Source organism: Actinosynnema sp. NPDC059797 (assembly GCF_042732085.1).
GTDB lineage: Bacteria > Actinomycetota > Actinomycetes > Mycobacteriales > Pseudonocardiaceae > Actinosynnema.
Genome location: NZ_JBHWIE010000001.1, coordinates 98,361 through 124,177, shown reverse-complemented (window position 1 = coordinate 124,177; position 25,817 = coordinate 98,361). Strand labels below are relative to the sequence as shown.

General features: G+C 73.5%; 22 protein-coding genes. 9 read left to right on the top strand and 13 right to left on the bottom strand.

Annotated elements, in window-relative coordinates:
- Positions 1 to 173: 173 nt before the first annotated feature.
- Positions 174 to 977, bottom strand: a complete 804-nt coding sequence (locus tag ACFV4N_RS00625; protein ID WP_499670364.1) for an NAD(P)H-binding protein — start codon at positions 975 to 977, stop codon at positions 174 to 176.
- 71 nt (positions 978 to 1,048) lie between these two features.
- Here ACFV4N_RS00625 and ACFV4N_RS00620 point away from each other — a divergent pair, with 71 nt between their 5' ends.
- Positions 1,049 to 4,132, top strand: coding sequence for an NACHT domain-containing protein (locus ACFV4N_RS00620; RefSeq protein WP_499670363.1), 3,084 nt, complete (start codon positions 1,049 to 1,051; stop codon positions 4,130 to 4,132).
- 5 nt (positions 4,133 to 4,137) lie between these two features.
- On the opposite strand, the gene ACFV4N_RS00615 is transcribed toward ACFV4N_RS00620, so the two are convergent.
- Genes ACFV4N_RS00615 through ACFV4N_RS00600 form a run of 4 tightly spaced genes read right to left on the bottom strand, consistent with a single transcriptional unit; the run spans position 4,138 to position 7,016 of the window.
- Positions 4,138 to 5,160 carry a CopD family protein gene (locus ACFV4N_RS00615; RefSeq protein ID WP_499670362.1) on the bottom strand — a complete coding sequence of 341 codons (1,023 nt, stop codon included), beginning with the start codon at positions 5,158 to 5,160 and terminating at the stop codon, positions 4,138 to 4,140.
- Entirely contained in the window at positions 5,157 to 5,696 is a 540-nt protein-coding gene (locus tag ACFV4N_RS00610; RefSeq protein WP_499670361.1) for a copper resistance CopC family protein, read from the bottom strand. The genes ACFV4N_RS00615 and ACFV4N_RS00610 overlap by 4 nt, the downstream gene beginning before the upstream one ends.
- Positions 5,693 to 6,445 (bottom strand): YcnI family copper-binding membrane protein, encoded by a 753-nt coding sequence (locus tag ACFV4N_RS00605; RefSeq protein WP_499670360.1) that lies wholly within the window; start codon positions 6,443 to 6,445, stop codon positions 5,693 to 5,695. The genes ACFV4N_RS00610 and ACFV4N_RS00605 overlap by 4 nt, the downstream gene beginning before the upstream one ends.
- 28 nt (positions 6,446 to 6,473) lie before the next feature.
- The gene (locus tag ACFV4N_RS00600) at positions 6,474 to 7,016 is read right to left on the bottom strand and encodes a hypothetical protein (protein ID WP_499670359.1); all 543 of its coding nucleotides are present in this window, start codon (positions 7,014 to 7,016) and stop codon (positions 6,474 to 6,476) included.
- A 93-nt stretch (positions 7,017 to 7,109) separates the two neighbouring features.
- Between ACFV4N_RS00600 and ACFV4N_RS00595 the strand changes: the two genes are divergently transcribed.
- Positions 7,110 to 8,774, top strand: a complete 1,665-nt coding sequence (locus ACFV4N_RS00595; RefSeq protein WP_499670358.1) for a BCCT family transporter — start codon at positions 7,110 to 7,112, stop codon at positions 8,772 to 8,774.
- Here ACFV4N_RS00595 and ACFV4N_RS00590 read toward each other — a convergent pair.
- Positions 8,755 to 9,186, bottom strand: a complete 432-nt coding sequence (locus tag ACFV4N_RS00590) for a DUF6474 family protein (RefSeq protein ID WP_499670357.1) — start codon at positions 9,184 to 9,186, stop codon at positions 8,755 to 8,757. The two genes, ACFV4N_RS00595 and ACFV4N_RS00590, sit on opposite strands and share 20 nt — an antisense overlap.
- Positions 9,187 to 9,291: 105 nt before the next feature.
- Here ACFV4N_RS00590 and ACFV4N_RS00585 point away from each other — a divergent pair, with 105 nt between their 5' ends.
- On the top strand, positions 9,292 to 10,926 hold the full coding sequence (locus ACFV4N_RS00585; protein ID WP_499670356.1) for a TM0106 family RecB-like putative nuclease: 1,635 nt from the start codon (positions 9,292 to 9,294) through the stop codon (positions 10,924 to 10,926).
- Between the two features lie 12 nt (positions 10,927 to 10,938).
- On the opposite strand, the gene ACFV4N_RS00580 is transcribed toward ACFV4N_RS00585, so the two are convergent.
- Entirely contained in the window at positions 10,939 to 11,691 is a 753-nt protein-coding gene (locus ACFV4N_RS00580; protein ID WP_499670355.1) for an SDR family NAD(P)-dependent oxidoreductase, read from the bottom strand.
- Positions 11,692 to 11,979: 288 nt separating this feature from the next.
- Between ACFV4N_RS00580 and ACFV4N_RS00575 the strand changes: the two genes are divergently transcribed.
- Together ACFV4N_RS00575 and ACFV4N_RS00570 are read left to right on the top strand one after the other, a co-directional pair.
- The gene (locus ACFV4N_RS00575; protein ID WP_499670354.1) at positions 11,980 to 13,305 is read left to right on the top strand and encodes a UDP-glucose dehydrogenase family protein; all 1,326 of its coding nucleotides are present in this window, start codon (positions 11,980 to 11,982) and stop codon (positions 13,303 to 13,305) included.
- Between the two features lie 86 nt (positions 13,306 to 13,391).
- Positions 13,392 to 15,176, top strand: coding sequence for a gamma-glutamyltransferase family protein (locus tag ACFV4N_RS00570; RefSeq protein WP_499670353.1), 1,785 nt, complete (start codon positions 13,392 to 13,394; stop codon positions 15,174 to 15,176).
- Positions 15,177 to 15,563: 387 nt separating this feature from the next.
- Here ACFV4N_RS00570 and ACFV4N_RS00565 read toward each other — a convergent pair whose 3' ends face one another.
- A complete protein-coding gene (locus tag ACFV4N_RS00565; protein ID WP_499670352.1) occupies positions 15,564 to 15,887 on the bottom strand; it encodes a hypothetical protein in 324 nt (107 codons plus the stop codon).
- Between the two features lie 159 nt (positions 15,888 to 16,046).
- On the opposite strand from ACFV4N_RS00565, the gene ACFV4N_RS00560 reads away from it, so the two are divergent.
- Complete coding sequence (locus ACFV4N_RS00560; RefSeq protein WP_499670351.1) at positions 16,047 to 16,949, top strand: sensor histidine kinase; 903 nt, start codon at positions 16,047 to 16,049, stop codon at positions 16,947 to 16,949.
- Positions 16,846 to 17,505, top strand: a complete 660-nt coding sequence (locus ACFV4N_RS00555) for a response regulator (protein WP_499670350.1) — start codon at positions 16,846 to 16,848, stop codon at positions 17,503 to 17,505. Before ACFV4N_RS00560 ends, ACFV4N_RS00555 begins: the two co-directional genes overlap by 104 nt.
- A gap of 178 nt (positions 17,506 to 17,683) precedes the next feature.
- On the opposite strand, the gene ACFV4N_RS00550 is transcribed toward ACFV4N_RS00555, so the two are convergent.
- On the bottom strand, positions 17,684 to 18,058 hold the full coding sequence (locus tag ACFV4N_RS00550) for a hypothetical protein (protein WP_499670349.1): 375 nt from the start codon (positions 18,056 to 18,058) through the stop codon (positions 17,684 to 17,686).
- Positions 18,059 to 18,442: 384 nt separating this feature from the next.
- Between ACFV4N_RS00550 and ACFV4N_RS00545 the strand changes: the two genes are divergently transcribed.
- Entirely contained in the window at positions 18,443 to 19,744 is a 1,302-nt protein-coding gene (locus ACFV4N_RS00545; protein WP_499670348.1) for an alginate O-acetyltransferase AlgX-related protein, read from the top strand.
- An 18-nt stretch (positions 19,745 to 19,762) separates the two neighbouring features.
- Here ACFV4N_RS00545 and ACFV4N_RS00540 read toward each other — a convergent pair whose 3' ends face one another.
- Genes ACFV4N_RS00540 through ACFV4N_RS00530 form a run of 3 tightly spaced genes read right to left on the bottom strand, consistent with a single transcriptional unit; the run spans position 19,763 to position 23,586 of the window.
- On the bottom strand, positions 19,763 to 21,490 hold the full coding sequence (locus ACFV4N_RS00540; protein ID WP_499670347.1) for a methyltransferase domain-containing protein: 1,728 nt from the start codon (positions 21,488 to 21,490) through the stop codon (positions 19,763 to 19,765).
- Between the two features lie 12 nt (positions 21,491 to 21,502).
- Entirely contained in the window at positions 21,503 to 22,393 is an 891-nt protein-coding gene (locus ACFV4N_RS00535; protein WP_499670346.1) for a glycosyltransferase family protein, read from the bottom strand.
- On the bottom strand, positions 22,393 to 23,586 hold the full coding sequence (locus ACFV4N_RS00530) for an SHOCT domain-containing protein (RefSeq protein ID WP_499670345.1): 1,194 nt from the start codon (positions 23,584 to 23,586) through the stop codon (positions 22,393 to 22,395). Before ACFV4N_RS00530 ends, ACFV4N_RS00535 begins: the two co-directional genes overlap by 1 nt.
- 43 nt (positions 23,587 to 23,629) lie before the next feature.
- Between ACFV4N_RS00530 and ACFV4N_RS00525 the strand changes: the two genes are divergently transcribed.
- A complete protein-coding gene (locus tag ACFV4N_RS00525) occupies positions 23,630 to 24,862 on the top strand; it encodes an acyltransferase family protein (protein ID WP_499670344.1) in 1,233 nt (410 codons plus the stop codon).
- Positions 24,863 to 24,899: 37 nt separating this feature from the next.
- Here the strand turns inward: ACFV4N_RS00525 and ACFV4N_RS00520 are convergent, their stop codons facing one another.
- Positions 24,900 to 25,721, bottom strand: coding sequence for a hypothetical protein (locus tag ACFV4N_RS00520; RefSeq protein ID WP_499670343.1), 822 nt, complete (start codon positions 25,719 to 25,721; stop codon positions 24,900 to 24,902).
- Between the last annotated feature and the right edge of the window lie 96 nt (positions 25,722 to 25,817).

Sequence of the window (25,817 nt, the reverse complement as noted above, 5' to 3'; positions counted from 1 at the left end):
CGGCCTGGCCCAGCGCCGGCCTGGCCCAGCGCCGGCCTGGCCCAGCGCCGGCCTGGCCCAGCGCCGGCCTGGCCCAGCGCCGGCCTGGCCCAGCGTCGAGCCCGGCTCAGCACCGAGCCCAACCCCCGCCCGGCCGGTGCCGGTGCCCGCTCAGCCCTCCCCGCCGCGCCCCCTCACCCCTGCTGATCCCGCCACGCGCCCCCTTCCCACGCCTCCTCCACGTACCGCCGGAAGCTCTTCGGCGGCCGGCCGGCGACCCGCTCGACGTCGTCGGTCAGGCCCGGCTCGCCCAGCGCCCCCCACGCCGCGATCTGCGCCTCCGCCACCTCGGCCGGCACCACCGCCCGGTAGTCGTCCGCCGTGCCCCGGTACACCACCTCGCGCCCGGTGACCTCGGTGATCGTGCGCAGCGCCGCCGGGAACGACAGCGCCTCCGGCCCGCTCAACTCGTAGGTGCGGCCCTCGTGCCCGTCCTCGGTCAGGGCCCGCACCGCCACCGCCGCGATGTCGTCGGCGTCCACGAACCCCTGCGCCCTGTCTCCCAGCGGCAGCACCAGCTCGCCCGCCAGGACCGAGGGCCGGAAGAACCCCTCGTCGAAGTTCTGGTCGAACCAGTCCGGCCGCACGGCGGTCCAGTCCGCGCCCGAGCCCGCGACCAGCGCCTCGGCCGCCAGCAACCGCTCGTCGCGCATCTCCTCGATGCCCCGGCTCGACAGCAGCACGAGCCGCCGGACGCCCCGGTCGACGGCCTCGTGCACGAACTCCGGTTCGACGGGCAACTCGTGCGGCGCCATCAGGTACACGCGCTCGACGCCGTCCAGCGCGGGCGCCCAGGTCTCGCGGTCGGTCCAGTCGAAGCGCACGTCGCCGTGCCGGGAGGCCCGGCGCACCGGGTGGCCCAGTTCGGTGAGCTGCGCGGCCACCCGACGGCCCGTCGAGCCGGTGGCGCCCAGTACGAGGATCGGTCGATCAGCCATGGGCCGACGAAACCACGGTGGTCTGACATTTTTGCGTTGTGCCTGGTCAGCCGGTGCGGTATCGGTGGGCGGTGATCAGCGAGAGCGCAGCGCTGCGACTGGGTTCGTCGATCGCCTCCCACGCCGCGAAGGCGTGGTTGGGGCGCCGGAAGTCCACCTTCGAGCGCACCGCCTCGCTGGCCGAGCTGGCCCAGGCCGAGCTGAAGGGGCCGTTGCAGCAGCGCAAGCTGGAGAACCTGGTCGAGCGCATCGGCAACCAGGTGGCCGAGCAGCTCGCGCCGGTGATCGCGCAGCGCTTCGCGGACCTGCCGGAGCACGAGGCCGAAGCCGCCGTCCAGGCCGTGGTCGACGTGCTGGGTGAGGTGGACCTGTCCGACGAGGCCCTCCTGGCGACCGACGCCGACCCCGAGGTGCTGGCCAGGCAGGTCCGCCGCCGGTTCCCGGACCGCGCCCGCCTGCTGTCGGAACGGGCCGGGCGCCTCCACGAGCTGGCCCTCGACCAGGCGTGCCGGCACCTGGTCCAGGTGGTCCGCCACCTGCCGTCGTTCCAGCCGGCCGCGCTGGCCGAGGTCCTGGGCCGGCTGTCCGCCCAGTCCGACCAGCTCGACCGGCTCCTCGCCCGCACGCCCACGACCAGCCTCCACGCGCCCGAGGGCGCCAACCGCGACGAGGAGTTCCGGGCCGAGTACCTGCGCCACGTGGCCAACACCCTCGACCGCCTCGAACTGCTCGGCCTGCCGGGGGACGAGCAGCCGAAGCTGGCCCTGACCGTCGCCTACCTGAGCCTGAGCGTGTCCGACCGGACGGAGGGGAGCCGGCACGCGCGCCCGGTGCTCTGGCTGGACCGGCAGCCGAACCGCGAGGCCGAGGGCGTCCCGGTCGAGGCGGCCATCCGGGACCGGACGCGGGTCCTGCTCCGGGGCGAGGCGGGTTCGGGCAAGACCACGCTCCTGCACTGGCTGGCGGTCCGGGCCGCGCGCGGCCGGCTCGGCGGGGCGGTCGCCGGGTGGAACGACCTCGTCCCGTTCGTGGTCCGCCTCCGCAGCTACCCCGAGGGCGACCTGCCCGGACCCGAGTCCTTCACCGCCCACTGCGCCGCGCCCGTCGCCGACCTGGCCCCGAAGGGCTGGGTCCACCGGCTCCTGCGGGCGGGTGAGGCGATGCTGCTGGTCGACGGCGTGGACGAGGTGCCCGCCGCGCGCCGCCGGGTGGTGAAGGCGTGGCTGCGCGAGCTGCTGGAGGCGTTCCCGGACGCGCGGGTCGTGGTCACGTCGCGGACCGCCGCGGCGGACAGCCGCTGGCTGGAGGACGAGGAGTTCACGACCGTCACCCTGGAACCGATGAACCCGGCGAACATCGCCGCTTTCGTCGAGCGCTGGCACGAGGCGGCCGGGCTGTCCGGCGGTGCCGCGGAACGCCGGATGCGCGGCCAGTTGGAACGCCCGCACCTCCGCGAACTCGCGGCAAGCCCCCTGCTGTGCGCGATGCTGTGCGCGTTGAACCTGTCCTACCGCTCGGAATTGCCGCGCAACCGCATGGACCTGTACGCCAAGGCGCTGACCATGCTGCTGCACCTGCGCGACGCCGAACGCGGGATCGCCGGTTTGCTGGGCGACACCGAGAAACGCGTCCTGCTGCGCGACCTGGCCTGGCGGCTCACCCTCGCCAACAAAGTGGAGTTCCGGTCGGAGGAGGCGCTGGAGCACGTTTCCCGGAAGATGCCCGGCATGCCGGACGTCGACGTGGCCCCGGAAGTGCTGTTCAAGCACCTCCTCGAACGCAGCGGCGTGCTGCGGGAACCGGTGCCCGGCCGCGTCGACTTCGTCCACCGCACCTTCCTGGAATACCTCGCCGCCGACGAGGCGGTGCAGCAGCACCACGTCCCGACCCTGATCGCGCACGCCCACCTGGACGACTGGTGGGAAACCACGGTGATGGCGTGCGGCCACGCCACGTCGAAACAGGCGAGCGAACTCCTGACCGGCATCGTGGACCGCGCCGAAGCGGAACCGACCAGGGCCCGCCGCCTCCGGCTCCTCGCCGCCGCGTGCCTGGAGACGGTGCGCGACGTCGATCCGGAGGTGCGCGCCCGCATCGACGCCGTGATCGAGGACAAGCTCGTCCCGCCGCGCAGCCTGCGCGAGACGCAATCGCTTGCGTCCATCGGCCACCGGGTGCTGCGACACCTCCCGACCAGCCTCGACGGCCTGTCGGAGGCCCAGGCCGCCGCGACCGTGCGGGCCGCCGCCCTGACCGGCGCGATCGAGGCGATCCCGCTGCTGGCCCGGTACGCCGGGGACACGCGCGACAAGGTGCAGAAGGAGTTGGAGCGGGGTGGGCAGTTCTTCGAACCCGAGCGCTACGCGGAGGAGGTGCTCGCGGACTCACCCCTGTGCGACGGTGATTTCACCCTGACGTCGAAGCACCTACTGCCGCACGTCTCGCGGCTCCGCCACCTCGCCAGGCTCTCCGTCGAGTTCGACTTCCACGAGAAACTGCCCGACCTGCTCCTCTTGTCAGGCCTCCCGCTGCTGCACAAGGTCTTCGTCCCCCTGTACTACGACAGCGTGGTCGACTTGAGGGCGCTCAGTGAGCACGAAACCCTCTCCTCTATGGTCCTCTCCAATGCCAAGGGGTTCACCCACCTGCGCTCACTTGTCAAACTCCCCCTCCACTACCTGGCCCTGGGTCGATTGAGGGAAGTGCGCAGCCTGCGCCCGTTGGGGGCGATCGAATCGCTCGGCGGAATCAGCCTGACCCATGCCGGCAAGAAAATCCTGTCCACCCTTGAAGAAATGCCACAGGTGCACAGGCTTCAAGTCATGTGGGGTTTCGAGGGTGGTGGGGAAGAGGTTCTGGTGAAGGCCTTCCCCGGGACCAGGTGGATCAACATCGTCGGCGACATGAGGGCGGACGTCGCGCCATTTCGAGTGCTTCCGCTGCGCACCATGATGCTCCAGCGCTCGGTGTTGCGGAGCCTCTCGCCACTCGCCGATTTCACCGGCTTGGCGGAACTCGACATCGCCAACCTCGATTTCGACGGCGACCTGAACCCGTTGGCGGGCCTCCGACTGGAGCGGCTGGTGCTCGACCGGCGGGCGGGGTACCGGGGTCTCGAAGCCCTGGACCCGGCGACGAAGGTCGTCTACAAGTAACCGCCTCAGGCCACCGGCGCCCGTGACAGCACCACGGCCAGCCCGAACGCCACCCCCATCACCGCCAGCTCGAACGCCGCCCACCCCACCACCGCCGTCGGCTTGTGCCGGGCGATGTGGGGCAGCAGCCGCCACCGGATGTGCGCGCCCAGCGCCGCCAGCGCCGCCGCGCACACCACCTTGCCCACCAGCACCAACCCGTACGACGTGGTGAACAGGGAGCCCGGCAGGGTGATCACGGGGTTGAGCGCCAGCTCCAGCACCCCGTTGAACAGCCCCGTCACCGACACCAGCACCAGCGACACCGTGGCCAGCTTGGAGAACTTCGGCAGCGCCTCGGCCAGCAGCCCGCGCCGGTGCGCCACCAGGACCACCAGCGCGGCCAGGCCGCCGGTCCACGCGGCCGCGCCCAGGATGTGCAGCTCCATCGAGATCATGGAGTAGTCGTGGTACTTCCAGTTCGACGCGTGGCCGGTCACCGGCAGCGGCAGGAGGCCGAACATGGAGATCAGGATCCGCAGCTCGGCGGGCACCGACTCGCCCTTGCGGACCGCCAGCACGCCGATCCACAGGTAGACCAGCGCGCACACCGCGCTGAACAGCAGGCCCTGCCCGGCGCCGACCCGCCGCACGTAGTCCACGACCAACGGCATGGTCAGCTCGGTGTCCGGCCTGGTCTCGTACGCCCTGATGACGATCGACAGCAGCGCGGTGAACGCCCACACGGCCGCCGCGACCACGGCGGCCGGCCGCGCCAGGCGCATCACCGGCTCGGTCAGGGCGGGCCGGCTGAAGCCCAGCAGCTTCGGCAGCAGGGACAGGCCGACGACGACCGTCGCGGCCAGGTCCAGGACCACCCGCACGACCGGGTGGCCGAACCGGACCACCGCCCCCGGCTCGGCCACGCCGACCACCTCGGGGGTGGTCGACAGGCCGAGGCCCAGCAGCACGCCGACGACACCGCCCGCGAGCAGCCCGCCGACGACCCAGTAGCGGTTCGCGGGGGTGGTGGTCCGGTTCACCGTCATCGCTGTTCGCCGCCGCCCCGCAGCGCGAAGAACACGCCGCCCGCGAGCAGCACCACGGCGCCCGCGATCCACACCCAGATGGGCACGCCGCCGCCCGACCCGGACGCCTGGTCCTGCGCGGCGGCGGACGTGGCGGGCGCCGGGGTGCCGTCGCCCGCCTTGGTCAGGGTGAACTTGAGCGAGCCGCTGACCGGGTGCCCGTCGGCGGACAGGATCCGGTAGCTGACCGCGTACTCGGCGGCCGGTCCCAGCGGGCGCAGCGGGAACGTGACGACGTTGTCCCGGATCGTCGGCTCGCCGTCCGCCTCCCAGCGCGTGCCCCCCGGCCCGGTGACGCTGATCGTGTTGAACCCGTCCCCGCCGGTCACCGGCTGGTCGAAGGTCAGCGTGATCGCGGCCGGTCCGGCCTCCACCGACGACCCGTCCTTCGGGTCGCTGCTGATCAGCACGTTGTGCGCGAGCGCGGGGGTGGCGGTGCCGAGCACCACCGCACCCGCGACCAGGCCGGTCAGCAGCAGCGAGACGACGCGCCTCATGCCGTCGGCTTGCCCGAGCGGCGGGACCGCAGCACGGCGCCCGCGCCGAACCCGAGGCCGAGCGCGCCGACCGCGAGGCCCGCGCCGCCCAGCCAGCGGGCGGTCTCGTCGGTCGCGGTGGCCTCGGCGGCGTGACCGCCCTCCTCCGAGGACGACGGCGCGGAGGTGGCGGCGGCGCCGTGGTCGTCACCGTCGGACGCGACCAGCTTCAGCACCGGCGCGGGCCGCTCCGGCTCGTCGCCGCCCTCGGCGGGCGGCGGCGCGTTCCAGTCCACGACCTCGCCGCTGTCGTAGGTCTGCTTGGTCGGCAGGACGAGCTGCTCGGTGTTGTCCGGCAGCGGTCCGATGGACAGGTCGAACTCGTTGAACTGGCCCGGCTCGATGCGGTTGCCCGGCTCGGCGGTCCAGGTCACCGTGCGGACCGCCTCGGTCACCTGGCGGCCGTGGTTCTCCACGGGGTTGGCCAGCTTCTCCTTGACCGCCTCGACCTTCCAGCCGGGGACCGGCTTGGTGCTGACCGAGGCCAGCGGGTACTCGGCGGGCAGGGTCAGTTCGAGCTTGACGGTGCCCGCGTCGGGGCGCTCGTTGGGCACCCGCAGGGTCACCTTGCTGTAGCCGCCCTGCTTGGCGGGTGCGGGCGTGGACGCCGTGACGTGCGCGGACGCGATGCCCGCGGTGCCCAGCGCGAGGAAACCGGCGGTGGCGAGGACCGCGCTCGCCTTCGCGAGCGCGGAACGGTGGGTCGACATGGAGTTGTGGCTCCTGAAAACCAGAGGGTCAAGGGACTCGGGTGATCAGGGGGCGCGGTGGTCCGCGGCGGCCGTGCACGCGCCTGAGCAGCACCGACACCAGCCGGTCCACCACCGGGGCGGGTGCGGGCGGGAGGGGCGGTCCCACCGGGGCGGGCACCGCGGGCAGCACCGGCAGCAGCCGGGCGGCGGCCGTGGCGAGCGCGCGCAGCACGGCGTCGGCGCGGGCCAGCAGGAGGCCGGTCAGCAGCGCGGCGACCGCGTGCGCGGCGGTCATCGCCACCGGGTCGAACGCGTGGCCGGACCCGCCGGGGACGTGGTGGCCGAGGTTGAACAGCCCGTGCTGGGCGACCTGGGCGAGCCCCAGCGTGGCCAGGACCGGCCAGGGGCCGCGGCCGCGCTCGGCGAGCGCCGTGCCCGCGAACGCGATCAGCAGCGTCAGCGGCAGCGCGCCCGCGAACTCGGCCATCCGGCCGCCCGCGACGCCGTGCGCGGTGACGCTCAGCGCGGCGGACGTGACGGACAGCAGCACGGCCCGCGCGAAGCGGGTCGGGGCCGGCCGTCTGGTCACGACCCAGAGCCTAGGAGGTCAGGGCCCGCCGGCGTGAACCACTGCCGCCGTTCAGGGGTTTGAACTGGGCCGAACGGGGGTAGGCGGTCCACCGTGGCACTCCACGGCGAACCAGTTCACCAAACCCTGCCCGGCGAGCCGAGGGCCGACCACCCGGGGCGCACCGACCGCGTCGTGTTCGGGGTGGCCGCCGCCGTCGCGCTCGCGTTCATCGGGTGGGGCGTCTTCGGCACGGACTCCCTCGGCCGGGCGGCCAGAACGGTCCTGAACTGGGTCATCACCAACCTGGGCTGGGCGTTCGTGCTCTCCGCGTCCGGGTTCGTGGTGTTCGCGCTGTGGCTCGCGGTGAGCCGCTACGGGCGCATCCCGCTCGGCCGCGACGACGAGGAGCCGGAGTTCCGGACGGTCTCGTGGGTCGCCATGATGTTCAGCGCGGGCATGGGCATCGGCCTGATGTTCTACGGGGTCAACGAGCCGCTGACGCACTTCGCGTCGCCGCCGCCGGGCACCGTGCCGGCCGGTTCGGACGCGGCCGTCCAGACCGCGATGGCCACCACGCTGTTCCACTGGACCCTGCACCCGTGGGCGATCTACGCGGTGGTCGGCCTGGCCATCGCCTACGGCAGCTTCCGGCGCGGGCGCAGCCAGCTGGTCAGCGCGGCGTTCGCGCCGCTGCTGGGCAGGCGCGCCGCGGGCGGGCCGGGCCGGGCGATCGACGTGCTGGCGATCTTCGCGACGCTGTTCGGGTCGGCCGCCTCCCTCGGGCTCGGCGCGCTCCAGATCGGCAGCGGCCTGCGCGCCGCCGGGTGGCTGGGCGAGGCGGGCAACGCGGTCCTGGTGGGCGTGATCGCGGTGCTGACCGCGGCGTTCGTCGCGTCGGCGGTGTCGGGCGTGGCCAAGGGCATCCAGTGGCTGTCGAACACCAACATGGTGCTGGCCGTGGTGCTCGCCGTGTTCGTGTTCGTCGTCGGCCCGACGGTGTTCGTGCTCAACCTGGTGCCCGCCGCGATCGGCGACTACTTCCGCGACCTGGCCGACATGGCGAGCCGCACGGCCGCGGTCGGCGGCGACGCCACCCAGGAGTGGCTGGCCGGGTGGACGATCTTCTACTGGGCGTGGTGGATCTCGTGGACGCCGTTCGTCGGCATGTTCATCGCCCGGATCAGCCGGGGCCGCACGATCCGCCAGTTCGTGGCCGGCGTCGTCGGCGTGCCGAGCCTGGTCAGCCTGCTGTGGTTCTGCGTGTTCGGCGGCACGGCCATCCACGCCGAGCGCGAGGGCGCCGGCCTGGCGGACGCCGCCACCCCCGAGGGTCAGCTGTTCGCCCTGCTCGACGGCTTCCCGCTGGCCGGCGTGGCGAGCCTGGTGGTCATCGTGCTGGTGGCGATCTTCTTCATCTCCGGCGCGGACGCCGCCTCGGTCGTGATGGGCACGCTCTCCCAGCGCGGCTCGATCCGCCCGGCCAAGGCGGTCGTGGTCTTCTGGGGCGTGCTGACCGGCGCGGTGGCCGCGGTGATGCTGCTGGTCGGCGGTTCGAGCGGGCTCACCGGCCTGCAGAACCTGACGATCATCGCCGCGCTGCCGTTCCTGGTGGTGATGGTCGGCCTGTGCGCGTCCCTGGCCCGCGACCTGCGCAGCGACCCGCTGATCCGGCGCGAGGAGCGGGTCGCCGAGGTCATCGACGAGGTCCTCCAGCCGCAGGACCCGGAGGAGAAGGCCCTGCGCGTGGTCAAGCGGCTCATACGCCGAGGCGTTTGAGCAGCTCGGCCTCCAACCCGTCCAGGTCGGCCGACACGGCGCGGTGCGCGGCCCGGCGCCGGGGCGCGGGCATCCGCTCCGAGGCGCGCACGGCCGCGAGCAGCTGGGCCAGCCGCCGCTCGGTGGCCTCCACGTAGCCCCGGTCGCCCTCCCGCACCTGCTCCAGGGCCTCGTCGAAGCCCGTGATCCGGGCGTGCAGGGCGGCGCCGCGCCCGGAGTACCTGGTGAGCTGGTCGACCGGCACCCCCAGCCGCGCCGCCCGGTAGTGGTCGTAGCGGTCGCTGACCAGCGCGGCGGCCCGAGCGGCCATCGGCGCGACCACGGGGATCAGCGCGGGCGCCAGCACCTTGGCCACGCCCACGAGGTTCTTCGCCCTGCTGGGGGTGAACCCCTTGCCCTTCGCGCGAGCCATGGCGGCACCTCCTCGCCGCAAACACTAGAGCCGTCCGCGAAAAAGATCGACTCGACTCCGAGAGGTTGCCGGACGACCGCGCGAGCGGCGGCTTACCCTGCAACAGTGACTTCCCAGGTGCTGCTCGACGCCGGCGTGGTCACTCGTTGCCGGCGGCGGGTGCACCTCGAACACGACCCACAAACGCGTGACCTGCCCAAACCGCCGCCCGACCCGACCGGCCGGCAGCGCCGGGCCGACGCGGGCGAGCACCGGCGCGCGGTGGCCGCGGCGCTGGGCAGGTTCGTCGGCTCCGACCTGATGGAGATCCCGCAGGACGTCCCCTCGGCGGACCGCGAACGGGTGACGGACGCCGCCATGCGGTCCGGTGTGCCGTTCATCTGGGGCGCCGCCCTGCCGCGCGACCCGCTGGGCGGCCGGCGCGGCGGCATCGACCTGCTGGTCAAGGAGGCCACCGGCTACGTGCCGGTCCTCGTCGTCCGGCACAAGGTCAGCGACCCGGGCCAGGGCGCCCGCACGTCGCCCCTGTCCCACCCGCTGCCCAGCGGCGCCCGGAACGACCCGCTGCGCAAGGTGCGCCCGCAGCCGCGCGACCAGCTCCGCCTGGCCCACGCCCAGCGCCAGCTCCAGGCGGCCGGGTTCGCCGCGCGCGGCCGCGCGACCGGCGGCGTGATCGGCATGGACGGCGATGTCGTCGTCTGGCACGACCTGGAAGCGCCCACCTGGCCCAACAGCCGCACCGCCCTGTCCGAGTACGACTCGCGCTTCTCCGACCGCCTGGCCGTGGCCGCCGCGGCGGCCACCGGCGCGGACCCCCTGGCCAGGCCGTCGCGCATCGTCGAGTGCCGCAGCTGCCCCTGGTGGCAGGTCTGCGAGGAGGACCTGCGGCGGGCGAGGGACGTCAGCCTCGTCGTGCGCGGCGAGGACGCCGCCGCCCTGCGCAAGGCCGGCGTCACCACCGTCGACCGGCTGGCCGAGCTGGACCCGAGCGCCCCGGTCACCCCGCTGGTCGGGATGCTCCACGAGGACGCGGTGATCCTGGCCCGCGCCTGGCAGCGCGACCTGGCCGTGGTGCGCCGCGTGTCGAAGATGGACGTCCCCCGCGCCGACGTGGAGGTGGACGTCGACATGGAGAGCTTCGGCGACCTCGGCGCCTACATGTGGGGCTGCCTCCTGTCCGGCGCCGACGTGGGGGAGGAGCCCGGCTACCGGGCGTTCGCCACCTGGGAACCGCTGCCGTGCGACGACGAGGCCCGCTCGTTCGCCGAGTTCTGGGGCTGGCTCACCGGCGTGCGCCTGCGCGCCCGCGCCAGGGGCCTGACCTTCCGCGCCTACTGCTACAACGAGCTGGCGGAGAACCGCTGGCTGCTCGGCTCGGCCGCCCGGTTCAAGGGCCGTCCCGGCATCCCGACCACGGGCCAGGTGAAGGAGTTCATCCACTCCGACGCCTGGGTGGACCTGTTCGGCATCGTCCAGGAGCAGTTCCTCTGCGCCCACGGCAAGGGCCTGAAGACGATCGCCCCGGCGGCCGGCTTCACCTGGCGCGACCCCGAGGCGGGCGGCGAGAACTCGATGCGGTGGTACCGCGACGCGGTGGGCATGGACGGCAACCCGCCCGACCCGCTCCAGCGCGACCGCCTGCTGGTCTACAACGAGGACGACGTCCGGGCCACCCACGCCCTGCGGGTGTGGATGACCTCGGACGCCATGGACGACCTGCCCTTCGCGGGCGATCTGTGAGGTGGGGGAGGGTTACCGCGGCGCCATGCGCAGGGCCCCGTCCATGCGGATGACCTCGCCGTTCAGGTAGTCGTGCCCGACGATCGACAGGACCAGGTCGGCGTACTCCTCCGGCAGCGCCAGCCGCTTCGGGAACGGCACCCCGGCCGCCAGCCCGGCCCGGAACTCCTCCGACACGGTGGCGAGCATCGGCGTGTCCACGATGCCCGGCGCGATCGTCATCACCCGCACGCCCACCGTCGACAGGTCCCGCGCCGCCGGGAGCGTCATGCCGGCCACCGCCGCCTTGGACGCCGCGTACGCGACCTGCCCGATCTGCCCGTCGAACGCCGCGATCGACGCCGTGTTGACCACCACGCCGCGCTGGCCGTCCGCGAGCGGCTCGGTCTTCGCCATCGCCGCGGCCGCGAGCCGCAGCACGTTGAAGGTGCCGACCAGGTTGACGTCGATCACCTTGCGGTAGAGGTCGAGCGGGTGCGCGCCCGCCTTGCCGACGGTCCGCGCCGACGGCGCGATGCCCGCGCAGTTCACCACGACCCGCAGCGGCCTGCCCGACCCGGTGGCCGCGTCGACGGCGGCCTGGACGTCCTCCTCCGAGGTGACGTCCGCCGTCACGTAGGTCACCCCGTCGACGACGTGCGCCTCCTCGACCGACAGGTCGAGCGCGTACACGGCCGCACCGCGCGCGGCCAGCGCCCGCGCCGTCGCCGCGCCCAACCCGGACGCGCCGCCCGTGACGATCGCCGCGGTACCCGAGATCTCCATGCACATCCTCCCTGTCCACCCAGACGGGAGGAGGTTAACGGTCGTTCAGCCCCCGGTCCTCCGAGAGGTGCAGCAACGCGACCAGGGGCACGGCCGCGAGCACCGCCAACCCCACGAACAGCAGCGAGATCACGACGAGTTCCATGCTGAAGACACTGCTCCGATCCCGGCGGAACCGCGTCCACCGCGAGAGGTGTTTCCCCGTACACCCGGGGGACTACCCATCTCACTCTCCGCATACAACTCTCGTTTGACCCGCGGTCAACTGGAACTGACACCGTCAACGTCATGTTCGTCCGGCGGATCGCGGTCGTGGGAACGGGTTACGTGGGCCTGACGACGGGGGCGTGCCTGGCCTCCCTCGGTCATCGGGTCGAGTGCGCCGACGTGGACGCGCTGAAGGTCAACCGGCTGCGCGCCGGTCAGGTCGACATCCTCGAACCGGGGCTGGCGGAGCTGGTCGCCGAGGGCCGGGCCGCGGGCCGGCTGTCGTTCGTCGTGGGCGCGCGGAACGCCGTGGCCGACGCCGAGGTGGTGTTCCTGTGCCTGCCGACGCCCATGGGCGCGGGCGGCGCGGCGGACCTGGGCGCGGTCGAGGCCGTGGCCGCGGAGATCCGGGACGTCCTCCCGCGCGGCGCGGTGGTCGTCTGCAAGTCCACCGTGCCGGTGGGCACCTCGACCCGCGTCGCCCGGCTGCTGGGCCGGGAGGACGTCGCGGTCGTGTCGAACCCCGAGTTCCTGCGCGAGGGCAGCGCGGTCCGCGACTTCCTGCACCCGGACCGCATCGTGGTCGGCTCCGACTCGCCGCGCGCGGCCGAGCGGGTGGCCGCCCTGTTCACCCGGCTCGGCGCGCCCACCGTGCTGATGGACGCGGCCAGCGCCGAGCTGGTCAAGTACGCGGCCAACTGCTTCCTGGCGATGAAGCTGTCCTACGTCAACGCGATCGCCGAGCTGTGCGAGCTGGTCGGCGCGGACGTCGCCGCGGTCACCGAGGGCATGGGCCGCGACCGGCGCATCGGGCGGTCCTTCCTCGCGCCCGGCCCCGGCTGGGGCGGCTCGTGCCTGCCCAAGGACACCCACGCCATGGTCCGGATCGCGGACTCGGTCGGCGTCGACTTCGAGCTGCTCAGGGCCACCATCGAGACCAACCACCGCCAGCAGCGGCGGGTCGTCGACAAGGTCCGCCGGGCGGTCGGCTCGCTGGCGGGCGCGCGGATCGGCGTGCTCGGCCTGGCGTTCAAGGCGGGCACGAACGACCTGCGCGACTCGCCGGCCCTGGCGGTCGCCGAGCTGCTCGCGCTGGAGGGCGCCGTGCTGGTCGCCCACGACCCCGAGGTGGACCGGCCGCTGCCGGGCATGACCGTCGTGGACGACCCGTACGCGGCGGTGCGCGACGCGGACGCGGTGGTGCTGCTCACCGAGTGGCCCGCGTTCCGGACCCTGGACTGGGCGCTGGTCGCGTCCCTGATGGCCGGCTCGACCGTGCTGGACACCCGCAACCACCTGGACCCGGACGCCCTGCGCCGGGCCGGCCTGGTGCTGCGCGGCCTGGGCCGGGAGCCCGGACCGGAGCACCCGACCGCGGGGTTGACCGGCTCGGCCGTCGAAGCGTGAGTGATCATCGACTTCAGTAGATCTTCAGCACACAACCTCCTTAGCGGGGGTAACAAAACCCGTTCGCTGGACGTACGTTGACGACCATGTTCACCACCCGCCCGGAACTCGTGGGCACGCACGGCATGGTCGCCTCGACGCACTGGCTCGCCTCCGGCGCGGGCATGGCCGTGCTCGAGGACGGCGGCAACGCCTTCGACGCCGCGGTCGCCGCCGGCTTCGTGCTGCAAGTGGTCGAACCGCACCTCAACGGGCCCGGCGGCGAGGTGCCGGTGGTGTTCGCCGCGGCCGGCGAGACGGCGCCGCGCGTGCTGTGCGGGCAGGGCGTGTCGCCCGCCGGGGCCACCACCGCCCACTACCGGGACCTCGGCCTGGACCTCGTGCCGGGCAGCGGCCTGCTCGCCGCCACCGTGCCCGGCGCGTGGGACGGCTGGCTGACGCTGCTGCGCGACTACGGCACGAAGACGCTCCGCGACGTGCTCGGCCACGCCATCGGCTACGCGCGCGACGGGTTCCCGGTGCTGGAGCGCGTGTCGTTCACCATCTCGACGGTCGCCGAGCTGTTCCGCGAGCACTGGGGCCCGTCCGCCCGGCTGTGGCTGCCCGGCGGCAAGCCGCCCGCGGCCGGCGCGCGGTTCCGCAACCCCGCGCTGGCCGACACCTGGGAACGGCTGCTGGCCGCCGCCGAGGCCGCCGGGTCGGACCGCGAGGCGCAGATCGAGGCCGCGCGGCGCGCCTGGTCGCAGGGCTTCGTCGCGGAGCGGGTGGACGAGTTCTGCCGCACGGCCTTCCGCGACGACTCGGGCGCCGACCACGCCGGCGTGCTGACCGGCGAGGACATGGCCACGTGGGAGGCCTCCTACGAGGACGCGGTGTCGGTGGACGTCGGCCAGTGGACCGTGGTGAAGCCCGGCGCGTGGACGCAGGGACCCGTGCTGCTCCAGCAGTTGCTGCTGCTGGAGGGCTTCGCGGACCGCCTGGCCTACGTCGACGGCGTGCCGACCGCGGAGACCGTGCACCTGGCGGTGGAGTGCGCGAAGCTGGCGTTCGCGGACCGGGAGGCCTGGTACGGCGACGCCGAGGTGCCGGTGGAGGCGCTGCTGTCCCGCGAGTACGCCGGGGCGCGGCGCGCGCTGGTCACCGAGCACGCCTCGTTCGACCTGCGACCCGGCTCGCCCCTGGGCGTGGAGCCGCTGCTGCCGGCGCACGTGCGGCGCGGACCGGTACCCCCGGACGACGAGCCGGGCGGCGCGCTCGGCGAGCCGACCGTCTCCCGCACGGGCTCGGTCAAGGGCGACACCGTGCACGTCGACGTGGTCGACCGCTGGGGCAACCTCGTCTCGGCCACCCCGTCCGGCGGTTGGCTCCAGTCCTCGCCCACCATCCCGTCGCTCGGCTTCTGCCTGGGCAGCCGGGCGCAGATGTTCTGGCTGGACGAGGGCCTGCCGAACTCGCTGGCGCCGAACAAGCGGCCCCGGATCACGCTGTCCCCGTCGCTCGCCCTGTGCGACGGCCTGCCCACGATGGCGTTCGGCACGCCGGGCGGCGACCAGCAGGACCAGTGGCAGCTCGGGTTCTGGCTCGCGCACACCGTCGGCGGGATGAACCTGCAGGCCGCGATCGACTCGCCGATGTGGCACACGAACGCGTTCCCCAGCTCGTTCTACCCGCGCTCGTGGACACCGGGCGAGGTGGTGGTGGAGTCGCGGTTCACCGGGGCCGACGAGCTGCGCGAGCGCGGGCACGGGGTGGTGGACGCGGGGCCGTGGGCGCTGGGCCGGATGTCGGCGGTGGCCCGGGACTCCCGCGACGGCCTGCTGCGGGGCGCCGCCAACCCGCGCGGTGGACAGGGGTACGCGGTGGGCCGGTAGGCACCGGCCGGGCCGGTGCTGGGTCGGGCCGGTGCTGGGTCGGGCCGGTGCTGGATCGGGCCGGTGCTGGGTCGGGCCGGGCTTGGCGCGGGCCGGGCGGTGCGAGAACCGCCCGGCGCGGGTCCGGCGGCGTGGAGCCGACTCGGACGGAGGTCGGAACGGTCCCGGACCGAGGGGGGAGGGGCCCGGGACCGTTCCGGCTCGTGACCGGCCCTGAGGGCCGGAGCTGACCGCCGCTGACCGCGGCCGACCACGTGCGCGGGGCGCGTCGAGCCGCCCGCCGGCGCCGCGGGCCGGGCCGGGCCGCGCGAGCCGAGCGCGTCGCGCGGTCGGCCGGTCGGTGGTCGGTGGTCGGCCGGTCGGTGTCAGCCGGTCGGTGTCAGCCGGTCAGCGGATCACCCGGACGCCGACGTCGACCGGCAGGCCGCGCTCGATCTTCTCGGCCATCGGGGGCACGACGTCGCGGGCCAGCCGGGCGATGCCCTCAGGGCCGATGTCGCGCGACTTGACCGCCCGCACCAGCCCGTCCACCTCGTTCGTGTCGACGCGGATCACGTCGCCCACGCCCGCCACCCGACCCGGCTCCGCCTCGATGTCCGGTCGCGTCTCCACGCCGACGTCGGCCGCCTGCGCCGTGCCGCCCAGGCCGAGCGCGACGGCGGTGCTGCCGAGGGTGACGGCGACCCCCGCGATGGTCTTCCTGAGGTTCATGGGCGGGAAAGTTTCGCAACCCGGGGCACCGGTTCAAGCTCCGCAATCCTTCCGGGTGGAGTTGTTCACCCGCTCCGGTGGAGTACGACCGCTGTCGTACCCGCAAGGGCCGCTCCCGGACCGATGCCGGCCACCGCGCCCGTCCCGTACCGTCGCCCCATGTCGTGGCCTGCGTGGGTCTGGTTCGCGGCGACGTTCGCGCCGCTGCTGTGGCGCAGGCGCTTCCCCGTGGCCGTCGTCGCGGTCACCGGGGCGTCCACGTGGCTGTTCTACGTCACCGGCCACTGGGGCCCGCTGATCGCCGCGCCCGCCGCCGCCGTCCTCTCGCTGGGCCGGACCCGCCTCGCCGAGCAGCGGGGCCGCCAGGTGGAGGAGGAGCGGCTGCGCATCGCCCGCGAGGTGCACGACGTGGTCGCGCACAGCCTCGCCATGATCAACGTGCAGGCCGGCGTCGCCGCGCACGTGGCCGACCGCCGGCCCGAGGAGGCGGTCAAGGCCCTCCGCGCCATCAAGGAGGCCAGCGGGCGCGCCTTGGACGACCTCCGCGCCACCCTGGGCGTCCTGCGCACCGGCGGCGACGCGGCGCCCGTGCCCGGCCTCGACCGGCTCGACGAGCTGGTCGCGCCCGTGCCCAAGGCCGTGGTCCGGGGCGACCCCGGCGAGGTGCCCGCCCCCGTCGGCGCGGCGGCGTACCGGGTGGTGCAGGAGGCGCTGACCAACGCGGTGCGGTACGCGCCGGACGCCACCGCCGTCGTGGTCGGGTTCCGGCGCGGCGAGCGGGTCCTGGAGGTGACCGTCACCGACGACGGCTCCGGCGGCGCCGACCGGCCGCCGCAGGGCGCGGGCGAGGGGCTGCGGGGCATGGCGGAACGCGTCGGAGCGCTCGGCGGCACGCTGGAGGCCGGCCCGACGGCCGGCGGCTTCGCCGTGCGGGCCGTCCTACCGTGGGAGGTTCGTGGTGATCAGGGTGGTCCTGGCGGACGACCAGGCGCTGGTGCGCGCGGGCTTCCGCCTGCTGCTGGACACCGAGGACGGTTTCGAGGTGGTCGGCGAGGCCGGTGACGGCGCGGAGGCCGTGCGCCTGGCCCACGAGCACCGCCCGGACGTCGTGGTCATGGACGTCCGCATGCCGGGCACGGACGGGCTCGTCGCGACCAGGCGGGTGTGCGCCGAGCTGCCCGGCGTCCGGGTGCTCGTGCTGACCACCTTCGACGTCGACGAGTACGTGTTCGAGGCGCTGCGCGCCGGGGCGTCCGGGTTCCTGCTCAAGGACACCGACCCGGTGGAGCTGCTGCGCGCCCTGCGGGTGGTGGCGCGGGGCGAGGCGCTGCTCGCGCCGAGCGTCACCCGGAGGCTGATCGAGGAGTTCGCGAGCCGCCCGGAGCACCGCCGCCCCGACCCCCGGGCGCTGCGCGAGCTGACCGCCCGGGAGCGGGAGGTCCTGACCCTGGTGGCGGCCGGCATGTCCAACGACGAGATCGCCGACCACCTGGTGATCAGCCCGGCCACGGCCCGCACCCACGTCAGCCGCGTGATGACGAAACTGGCCGCCCGCGACCGCGCGCAACTCGTGGTGCTCGCCTACGAATCGGGATTGGTGTCACCGCGCCGAGGGTGAATATTCCTTGTCCGCACGACGCTCGCGACCCGCTCGCGCGGTCGCCGGGACATCCTTGTGCGGGCTCGTGGAATGCCCCGGAAAAAGTCCACGCAATTGCGCAATAATTACGGAACGTGACGAAAATGCGACAACCCGCCGCATTTGTGTGCGGCGGGTGACGTTAACGGAGGGTGAACTAGGCGATCGCGCCGGGCGGCAGCTTCAGCGTGAACGGCAGCGTGGTCACGACCGCGAGGTCCGACGCCGTCTTGCGCATGAGCGTGGGCGCGTTCCGCGAGCCGGGCTCCGGCAGGTCGAGCAGCCGGTCCACGGCCTCGACCAACGGGCCCTCGTAGATCCACACGGCCTGAGCGGCGCGATTGCTGTCCCGCACGGCGGGCAACCGGCCCGCGCGGGCCTCGGTCTCCGACCAGAACAGGATCGAGTCGATGAACCCGCGGCGCTGCTTGAACGCCATGATGCGGTCCAGCTGCCCGTCCTCGTCCCGGAGGTGGAGGAACTGGAACCCGCTCTCGCGCAGCTCGATGACCTTGCTCAGTGCGAGATCCATGACGCACCTACCTCTGTTCTGAGGTCCCCTAGCAGGCACAGCCCGTACAACGTGAAAATGATCGTACGGCAAGCGGACAATCCGCCATAGGGACTAGGCCGGCGGGGCGGTCTCAATACGGACACCCGTGCCCCTCTTTTGCTTGCGCGCCGCTGGAAGAGAACGGGTCGCGTCGAATATGTACGTGTCCCGCGTGATGAGGGTCACAGCAATCTTCACCGCCTCTCCGGCCGTCGGTACGCGCGTCACCCGACGGGGGACCACCGCGGCCCCCTCGGGTTGGACGTCGCGCACCGCCCCGGGGTTGCACGGATCACCCGCCTTGAACGCGCCGGCGCCGCGAACCCCCGAACGTGCGACGGTCCGGCCGGCTACCCTGCTCGGGTGAGCACCCAGCCGCGCACCGACCGGGGTCGGGGACTGCCGCCGCTGCCGGAGTCGATGCTCCCCAAGGAGCACGCCCTCTACCGGCCCCGGCACAGCGGTCGCCAGCGCGCGGCCGGCATCACGGCCGTCGTCTTCTTCCTGACGCCGCTCCTGCTGTTCGTGCTCGGCGTGCGCCCGCCCGCGTTCGAGAACCGCCAGCTCGCGCGGTTCCCCTCGATCACCGACGGCTGGGGCTTCTTCACCGGCCTGTCCGCGTGGGCCGACGACAACCTCCCGCTGCGGGACGTCGCGGTGCACGCCTACGACGGCATCAGCCGCGGCCTGTTCCGCGAGCCGCCGCCGTTCGGGCAGCGGCACGAGACCCCGCCCGTGCAGGCGCCGGTGCCCAGCCCCGGCGACGAGGATCGCGAGAAGGTCCGGGCCGGCGGCTTCCCCAAGGTCATCGAGGGCTCCGAGGGCTGGCTCTACCTCGGCTACGACGTGCTCGGCGCGTGCCTGCCCGAGCGGCCCGTGGACGACGTCATCGGCGCGATCGCGGAGCTGCGGCGGGCCGTGGAGGACTCCGGGCGGCAGTTCGTCCTGGTCGTCGCGCCGGACAAGAGCACGATGGTGCCCGAGTACCTGCCCGCCGAGTTCGTCGGCGAGGAGTGCGCGAAGGAGGCCCGCGACGCGTTCTGGCGCCGGGTCGTCGACGAGGGCGGCGCGCTCGACATCCGGCCCGCGCTGCGCGTCGCCGCCGAGCGCCGCGGCGCGCCCGTGTACTCCGCCCTGGACACCCACTGGACGCACGAGGGCGGCCTGGCCATGACCCGCGCGCTGGCCGAGGCCGTGCGGCCGGGGGTGACCGCCTCGTGGAAGGCCACCCCGGCGACCGTCCTGCAACGGGACGCCGACCTGCCGCCGCTGATCGGCAGGACCGGCCAGTTCCCGATCCAGACCTACGACCTCGCGCCGGACGGCAGGACCGTGCAGAGCCGCGTCATCGACAAGGCGTTCCGCGAACCGCTGCACCTCACCGGGGCGACCGGCAGGGGGGTCGTCGACGCCGAGGTCGGCATGGTCGCCGACTCGTTCACGCTGTTCGCCACCCAGTACCTCAGCGGCGGGTTCGCCGACGCGACCGTCGTGCACAGCGACACCGCGGGCACCGACCCGTCCGTCGTGGCGGGCGTCCTGGCGGACAGCGACGTGGTGGTGGTGGAGGCCGCCGAGCGCAGCCTCGTGTCCGGCATCAACCCGCTGCTGTCCCGCCAGGCCCTCGACGCGATCAAGTCCGAGCTGGCCCAACGCCCCCGGTAGGGACCGGCGGGCGGGCGACTAGCGGAGCCTGCGCCGCAGCTTCCGGGCCACCCGACCCGCCACCCGCACCGGCGCGCTGATCCGCCACGACGTGGAGTGGCGCAGCTCGTGCAGCGCGTGGTGGGCGTTCGCGGACACCTGCTCGACCTGCGCCAGGTACTGCCGCACCGCGGTCACCTCGGCCTCCAGCGCCGCCACCCGGTGCTGCGCCAGCTCGGCGCGCTCCAGCGCCCGGTCCAGGCCGCGCACGCTGCCCGGCGGCAGCAGCAGCGGCTGCTGGTCCAGCGCCACGTGCACCACCGTGCGCATCGCGGTCCACTCGTCGGACGCCACCGCGTGCGACGAGGACTTGTCCGACCACTTGTTGTAGACGCTGGTCATCTGCTCGGTGTCGTGGACGCCGCACCAGGACGCCGCGCGCAGCAGGAACTCCCAGTCCTCGCACACGGTCAGCGACTCGTCGAACTCGAAGCCCAGGCTCACCAGCACGCGGGGGAACGAGAAGCAGTGGAACGGCGTCTCGTTCTGCCGGATGTGCCGGGTCAGGTCGAACCGCGTCGCGTACTGCGGGGTGAGCGGGCCGGTCGCGGTGTGCGCGGCGAGCGAGCCCGGCTCGTGCCAGGTGCGCCGCTGCTCGGCGGCCCACCACCGGATCACCTTGCCCGGCGCGGAACGGGCGCCGGCCTTGATGTTCTCCACCCAGTTCGCGGTGACGAAGTCGTCGTCGTCCAGGAACACGACGTACTCGCCGGTCGCGGCGCGCAGGCCCACGTTGGCGGGGCGGCTGCGCGTGCCGCCGTCGCACGGCACCACGCGCACCCGGTGCGCCAGGTTGCCCTCGAACAGGTCGACCAGCTCGGTCACGCCGCGCGCCGCGGTCGAGTCGTGCACCACGAGCACGACCTCGAAGTCCAGGTCGGTCTGCGCGCCCAGGCAGCACAGCACGTCGACCAGCGAGTCCGGCCGCCGGCCCTGGGTGCGCAGCACCACGCTCAGGAACGGCCCGCCCTCCTCGGCCGCGACCGGCTGCCGCACCGCGCCCCGGTGGTAGCGCCGCACGAACTGGTTGACCTCGCCGTGGCCGTCCGCGCCGGCGCGGACACCGCGGACGAGCATGCCGAGCGTCGCGCCGTTCTCGAACAGCGGGTGCCCGGCCTCGTTCTGGTCGGACCGCTCCAGCCGGAAGTCCTCGCGCGCGGCCTCGTACCAGCCGGTCGACACCATCAGCTCGGTCAGCGTGCGGTCGGTGAAGAACCGCAGGTGGGTGCGGTCGAGCAGGCCCGAGTCGGTGAGGTCCCAGTGCCCGGCGAGCAACTGCCGCGCCAGGTCGAGGTGCGCCACGTTCGGGATGCTGACGACCAGCTCCGCCGCCGGGTTCCGCTCGGTCACGGCGTTCAGCCGGAGCAGCACCTCGCGCGGGTCCGGCACGTGCTCCAGCACGTCCAGGCACAGCACGGCGGCCAGCTCCCGGCCGTCCAGGATCTTGGTCAGCAGCTCGTCCAGGCCGGGCTGGGTGAGGTCCACCAGGTGGCTCTCGAAGCCCCGCTCGGCGAGGCCGCGCACCGACTCCTCGTCGACGTCCAGGCCGATGTACGTCGCGCCGCGCGCCCGCAGCGGTTCCGCCACCGACGCGGCGCCGCAGCCGAGGTCGAGCACCACGCGCCCGGCGGGGTCGGTGTCGGCGAGCAGCCGCACCGCCGCCCCGTACGGGCCGTGCTCGTTGTAGTGGAACTCGTAGTTGCCCATGTGCCCGTCCCCTCAGAAGCGGCGGCGGCCGTACTCGCCGTCGACGAACTCGGCGACGGCGTCGGCGGGCACCCGCGCCGGCAGGCGGTCGGCCTCGACCCGGCGCTCGTACTCCTCCAGCGCCCGCCGCTGCTCGTCGCTGCCGTGCACCCGCATCACGTCGACGGTCTCGGTCACGATGTCCGGCCGGCCGTAGCGGGTGGCGAGCATGAGCCTGCCCAGGATGCCCTCGTACGGCTCGATCGCCGTGGTGCGCACGTGCGCCTCGGCGTCCAACCGCTTGTCGTGGAACAGCACGGCCCGCGGCTGGTGCACCACGCGGTGCCCGCGCAGCCGGATGCGCCAGCTCAGGTCGACGTCGTTGACGTAGGACGGGAACCACTCCGCGTCGAACCCGCCGACCTCGTGGAACACCGGCGTGCGCACGACCAGGCACGCGCCGCTGGCCCAGCTCTGCTCGCCGGTCCTCGGGTCGAAGTGCTTCGGGTGCTCGCACGGGACCTGCCGCGCGTCCGCCGCGCCGACCGCCGGGTCCCGCAGCGACGCCAGCAGGTGCACCAGCAGCGTCGGCGCGACGTAGCTGTCCGGGTTGAGGAACAGCACGGCGTCCTCGGTCGCGCCCTCGGCCAGCGCGTTGCTGCCCGCGCTGTGGCCGAGGTTGGCGCCGAACCAGCGGTAGTCCAGCGTGACGCCGGCGCTCGCGTTCGCGGTCAGGTCCGCCAGCTCGGACTCGTTGACGAGCGCGCGGTCCGAGCAGTCGCCGAGGCTGATCGCCACGGACGCCAGCCCGGTGCCCGCGATGGCGTGCTCCGCGGCGCGGTTGAGCGCGCGGACGCAGCGCCAGATCTCGCCGAGCGGGTTGTGGTACAGGACGATGGCGACGCGGAGCGTGGTGGGGAGCATCACTTCTTGGGGGCTTGGTGGTCGAGCTGCTCGGCCAGCACGGCCTCGAAGCGGTCCTGCGCGGCGGGCTCGTCGACGGCGAAGGCCTCCACGCGGATCACCTCGGTGTCGGTCGCGTAGTGCGTGCGGAACACCGTGATGGTCTTGTTGTTGCTCGTCTGCGTGGACTTGAAGACCGGCACGCCCTCCTGCGAGGTCTGCGGGTCCTCGGTGAAGCCGAACCGCTGCTGGTCGGTGGTGATCGCCTCCAGCAGCGCGGCCGGGTCGGCGGACTTGAACGCCCACATGCTCGTGGTGACCTCGTTCTCCACCACGACGACCGAGCGCGCCTCGGTCGTGCCCGCCTGCTTGAGGACCACCAGGTCCGGGGTGGGCAGCGGCTTCACGGTGGCGAGCTGCTCGGCGGTGTAGGTCTTCGGGCCGGACGTGCGGCCCTCGGGGACGACCAGCGTGCCGAACGGGTCGGGCTTCTTCTTCGTGGTCGTGGTGGGCGCGGAGGACGAGGGCGTGTCGGTCGTCGCCGTGTTCTCGCCGCCCCCGTTGTCCTTGAAGACGAAGAAGTACAGGCCGACGGCGACGAGCAGCACGACCACGGCCGCGGCGACCGCGATGACCTTGCCCTTGCCGCCCTTCTCGGCCTCCTCGAAGACCTCGGGGCCCTGCACGTTGAAGCCGCTCCACTGCGGGGACTGGAAGTCGCCCTCGCCGCCCCACGGCGGGGAGTAGCCGCCCTGCTGCTGTTGTTGCTGCTGCTGCCAGGGCGCGCCGCCCTGCTGCTGTTGCTGGCCCGGCCAGGCGCCGCCCTGCTGGCCGCCGACGGCCTGGGGCCCGGTCTTCGGCACGACCTGCGTGCGGTCGGCCTGGCCGCCGGAGTTCGGCACCACCTGGGTGCGGTCGGCCTCGGTCGGCGGCGTGGCCGGCCGGATGTACTGGGTGGACTCCGAGCCGGTCTGCTGGGGCTGGCCCTGCGGGGGTTGTCCCTGCTGGGGCTGCCCCTGCTGCGCCGGCGACTGCGCGCTCCACTTGAACGGCGCCGGGAACGGGTCCGAGTTCGGGCCCGTCTGCTGGGGTTGCTGCGTGCCGCCCTGCGCGCGGTACAGCAGCTCGTCGCGTTGCCGCCGGTAGTCCTCCGCGGAGATGGAGCCGGCTGCAAGCGCTGCGTCGAGCTGTTGAAGCTGCTCCTGCCAGGTCACCGCAGTCCTCCCTGTAGATCTTCGATCCCGCCCGTGCGCACGGATGGAACCCGGCGACCCCCGCGGTTCGCTTATCCTACGGTCCGCCGACGAGAGGTCGGCCGGAGGAGGTTATGCGGTGTCCATCTGGGGACGTCGGCGTTCCGAACCGGTTGCGCCGAACGGGCGCACCAAGGCGACCGACGGTTTCGGCACCGTCCGCCTGTTCGCCGCCTTCTTCGTCATCATCGATCACGCGGCCCCGTTGACCAAGTCCGGTGGCAGCATTCTCCCGACTCGGTTCGGTGTCGATTTGGGCGCGGTCACGGTGTCCGCGTTCATGGCGATGAGCGGTTACCTGGTCATCCGCAGTTGGGAGCGGGACCCGAACCTGTGGCGGTTCGCCGTCCGCCGCGCGCTGCGCATCCTGCCCGGCCTGGTGGTCGTGGTGTGCCTGAGCGCGTTCGTGCTCGGCCCGGTGCTCACCACGCTCTCCACGGCGGCCTACTACGACCACCCCCTGACGTGGAGCTACGTCTACGACAACGTCCGGGTCTTCCCGCAGCAGTACGTGCTGCCCGGGGTGTTCGCCGACAACCCGTACCCCAACGCGGTCAACGGGTCGCTGTGGAGCCTGCCGGTCGAGGTGCTCGGCTACGCGCTCATCGCGGTGCTCGGCCTGGCCGGCGCGATCCGGCGGCGCTGGATCGTGCTGCTGGCGGCGTTCGCGCTCGCCGTGGTGTTCCAGCGGCTGCTGACCCGGCAGCTGGAGCTGCCGAAGGTCCTGCTGATGGTGCCGACCGTGCCGCTGGTGCAGTACCTCGCGGTCTACTGCGTCGGCATGCTCGCCTACCTGTACCGGGACAAGATCCGGTACAGCTGGTGGGGCGTCGCGGTGTGCGTCGGCGTCGAGTACGTGATGCACGCCTCGGCCATGACCGAGGTCACACGGCTGGTGACCGTGCCGTACGTCGTGCTGGCGATCGGCACCCTCCTGCCGAAGCGGCTGTGGCTGCCGTCCTCGGTGACCATGGCCAGCTACGGCGTCTACCTCTACGGGTTCCCGACCGAGCAGTTCGTGGTGCACATGGGTGCCGGGTCGAAGTGGCTCGTCGCCCTGCTGTCGGTGCCGATCGCGTTCGCGCTCGGGATGCTGTCGTGGCACCTGGTGGAGTCGCCGGCCATGAAGCTGCGCAAGGTGCTGCTGCGCCGCCCGAAGCGGGAACGGCCCGCGGCGCCCCCGCCCCCGCCGCCGGCGGAGGAGCCCGTGGCGGCCGGTTCGGCGGGTCCGCGCTAGTCCCGGCGGGGCGGGCTCGGCGCTCCGGGCTCGGCGCTCAGCGCTCCGGGAACGCCTCGCGCACGTCCGCGAGCACCTGCGCCAGCTCGGCGGTGGGCGCCTGGTCCCCGGCCCGCGCCGCGCCCACGCGGACGACCGCCTCCCCCGAGCGGTAGACGGCGCGCAGCACCGTGTTCCGCGGCGAGGTCTTGGCGAGGTGCTGCTCCGGCGTCTCGGTGTAGCCCGCGCCGACCAGGTACCCGACCAGGCCGTCGGCGACCCGGTCGGCGCGCTCGACCGAGTCGGTGCGCGCGACGAGGACGGCGAAGGACGTGCTGCCCGAGATGGAGCCGGAGAACAGGATCTCGTCCACCCCGCTGCCGCCCAGGACGTCCGCCTCGTCCGCGGCGAGCAGCTTCAGCCGCACCGCCTCGTCCACGCTCAGCACCGGACCGTGCTCGCCGGGTTCGCCGGGCAGCGGCGGGATCGCCGCCGGGGCCGCGGCGGGCGTGGAGGTCGGCGGCGAGGACGAGGCCGCCGACTCGTCGGCCCGCCCGCCCGTGAACCACCAGACCCCGCCCGCGACGACGGCCAGCACCACGACCAGCACCGCGATCCGGGCGCCGGTGCGGCGCGGCTTGCGCGCGTCGGCGAACACGGAGGCCCCGTCCAGCGACGGCGCGCGGTGCTGCTGCGGCGTGAAGAACGACTGCGGCCGCTCCTCGACGCGGATCTTCATCGTCGAGTCCGGGTCGCCGGCCGGTCTGCGGGACGCGGCCTCCGCCAGGAGCTGGTCGCGCCGCTTGACGTGCTCGGCGTACGTGATCCGGCCCGCGGCCAGCTCCGCGTCGAGCCGCCGCAACGTCTCCTGCCACTCCATCCCGTCCGCCCTCTCACTCGATCAGGTGAGCGCATCCTCGTGCATGGGCGTGCGGGCGGACACCCCGGACCCGGTTGGTGACGGCGCGTGCGCGTG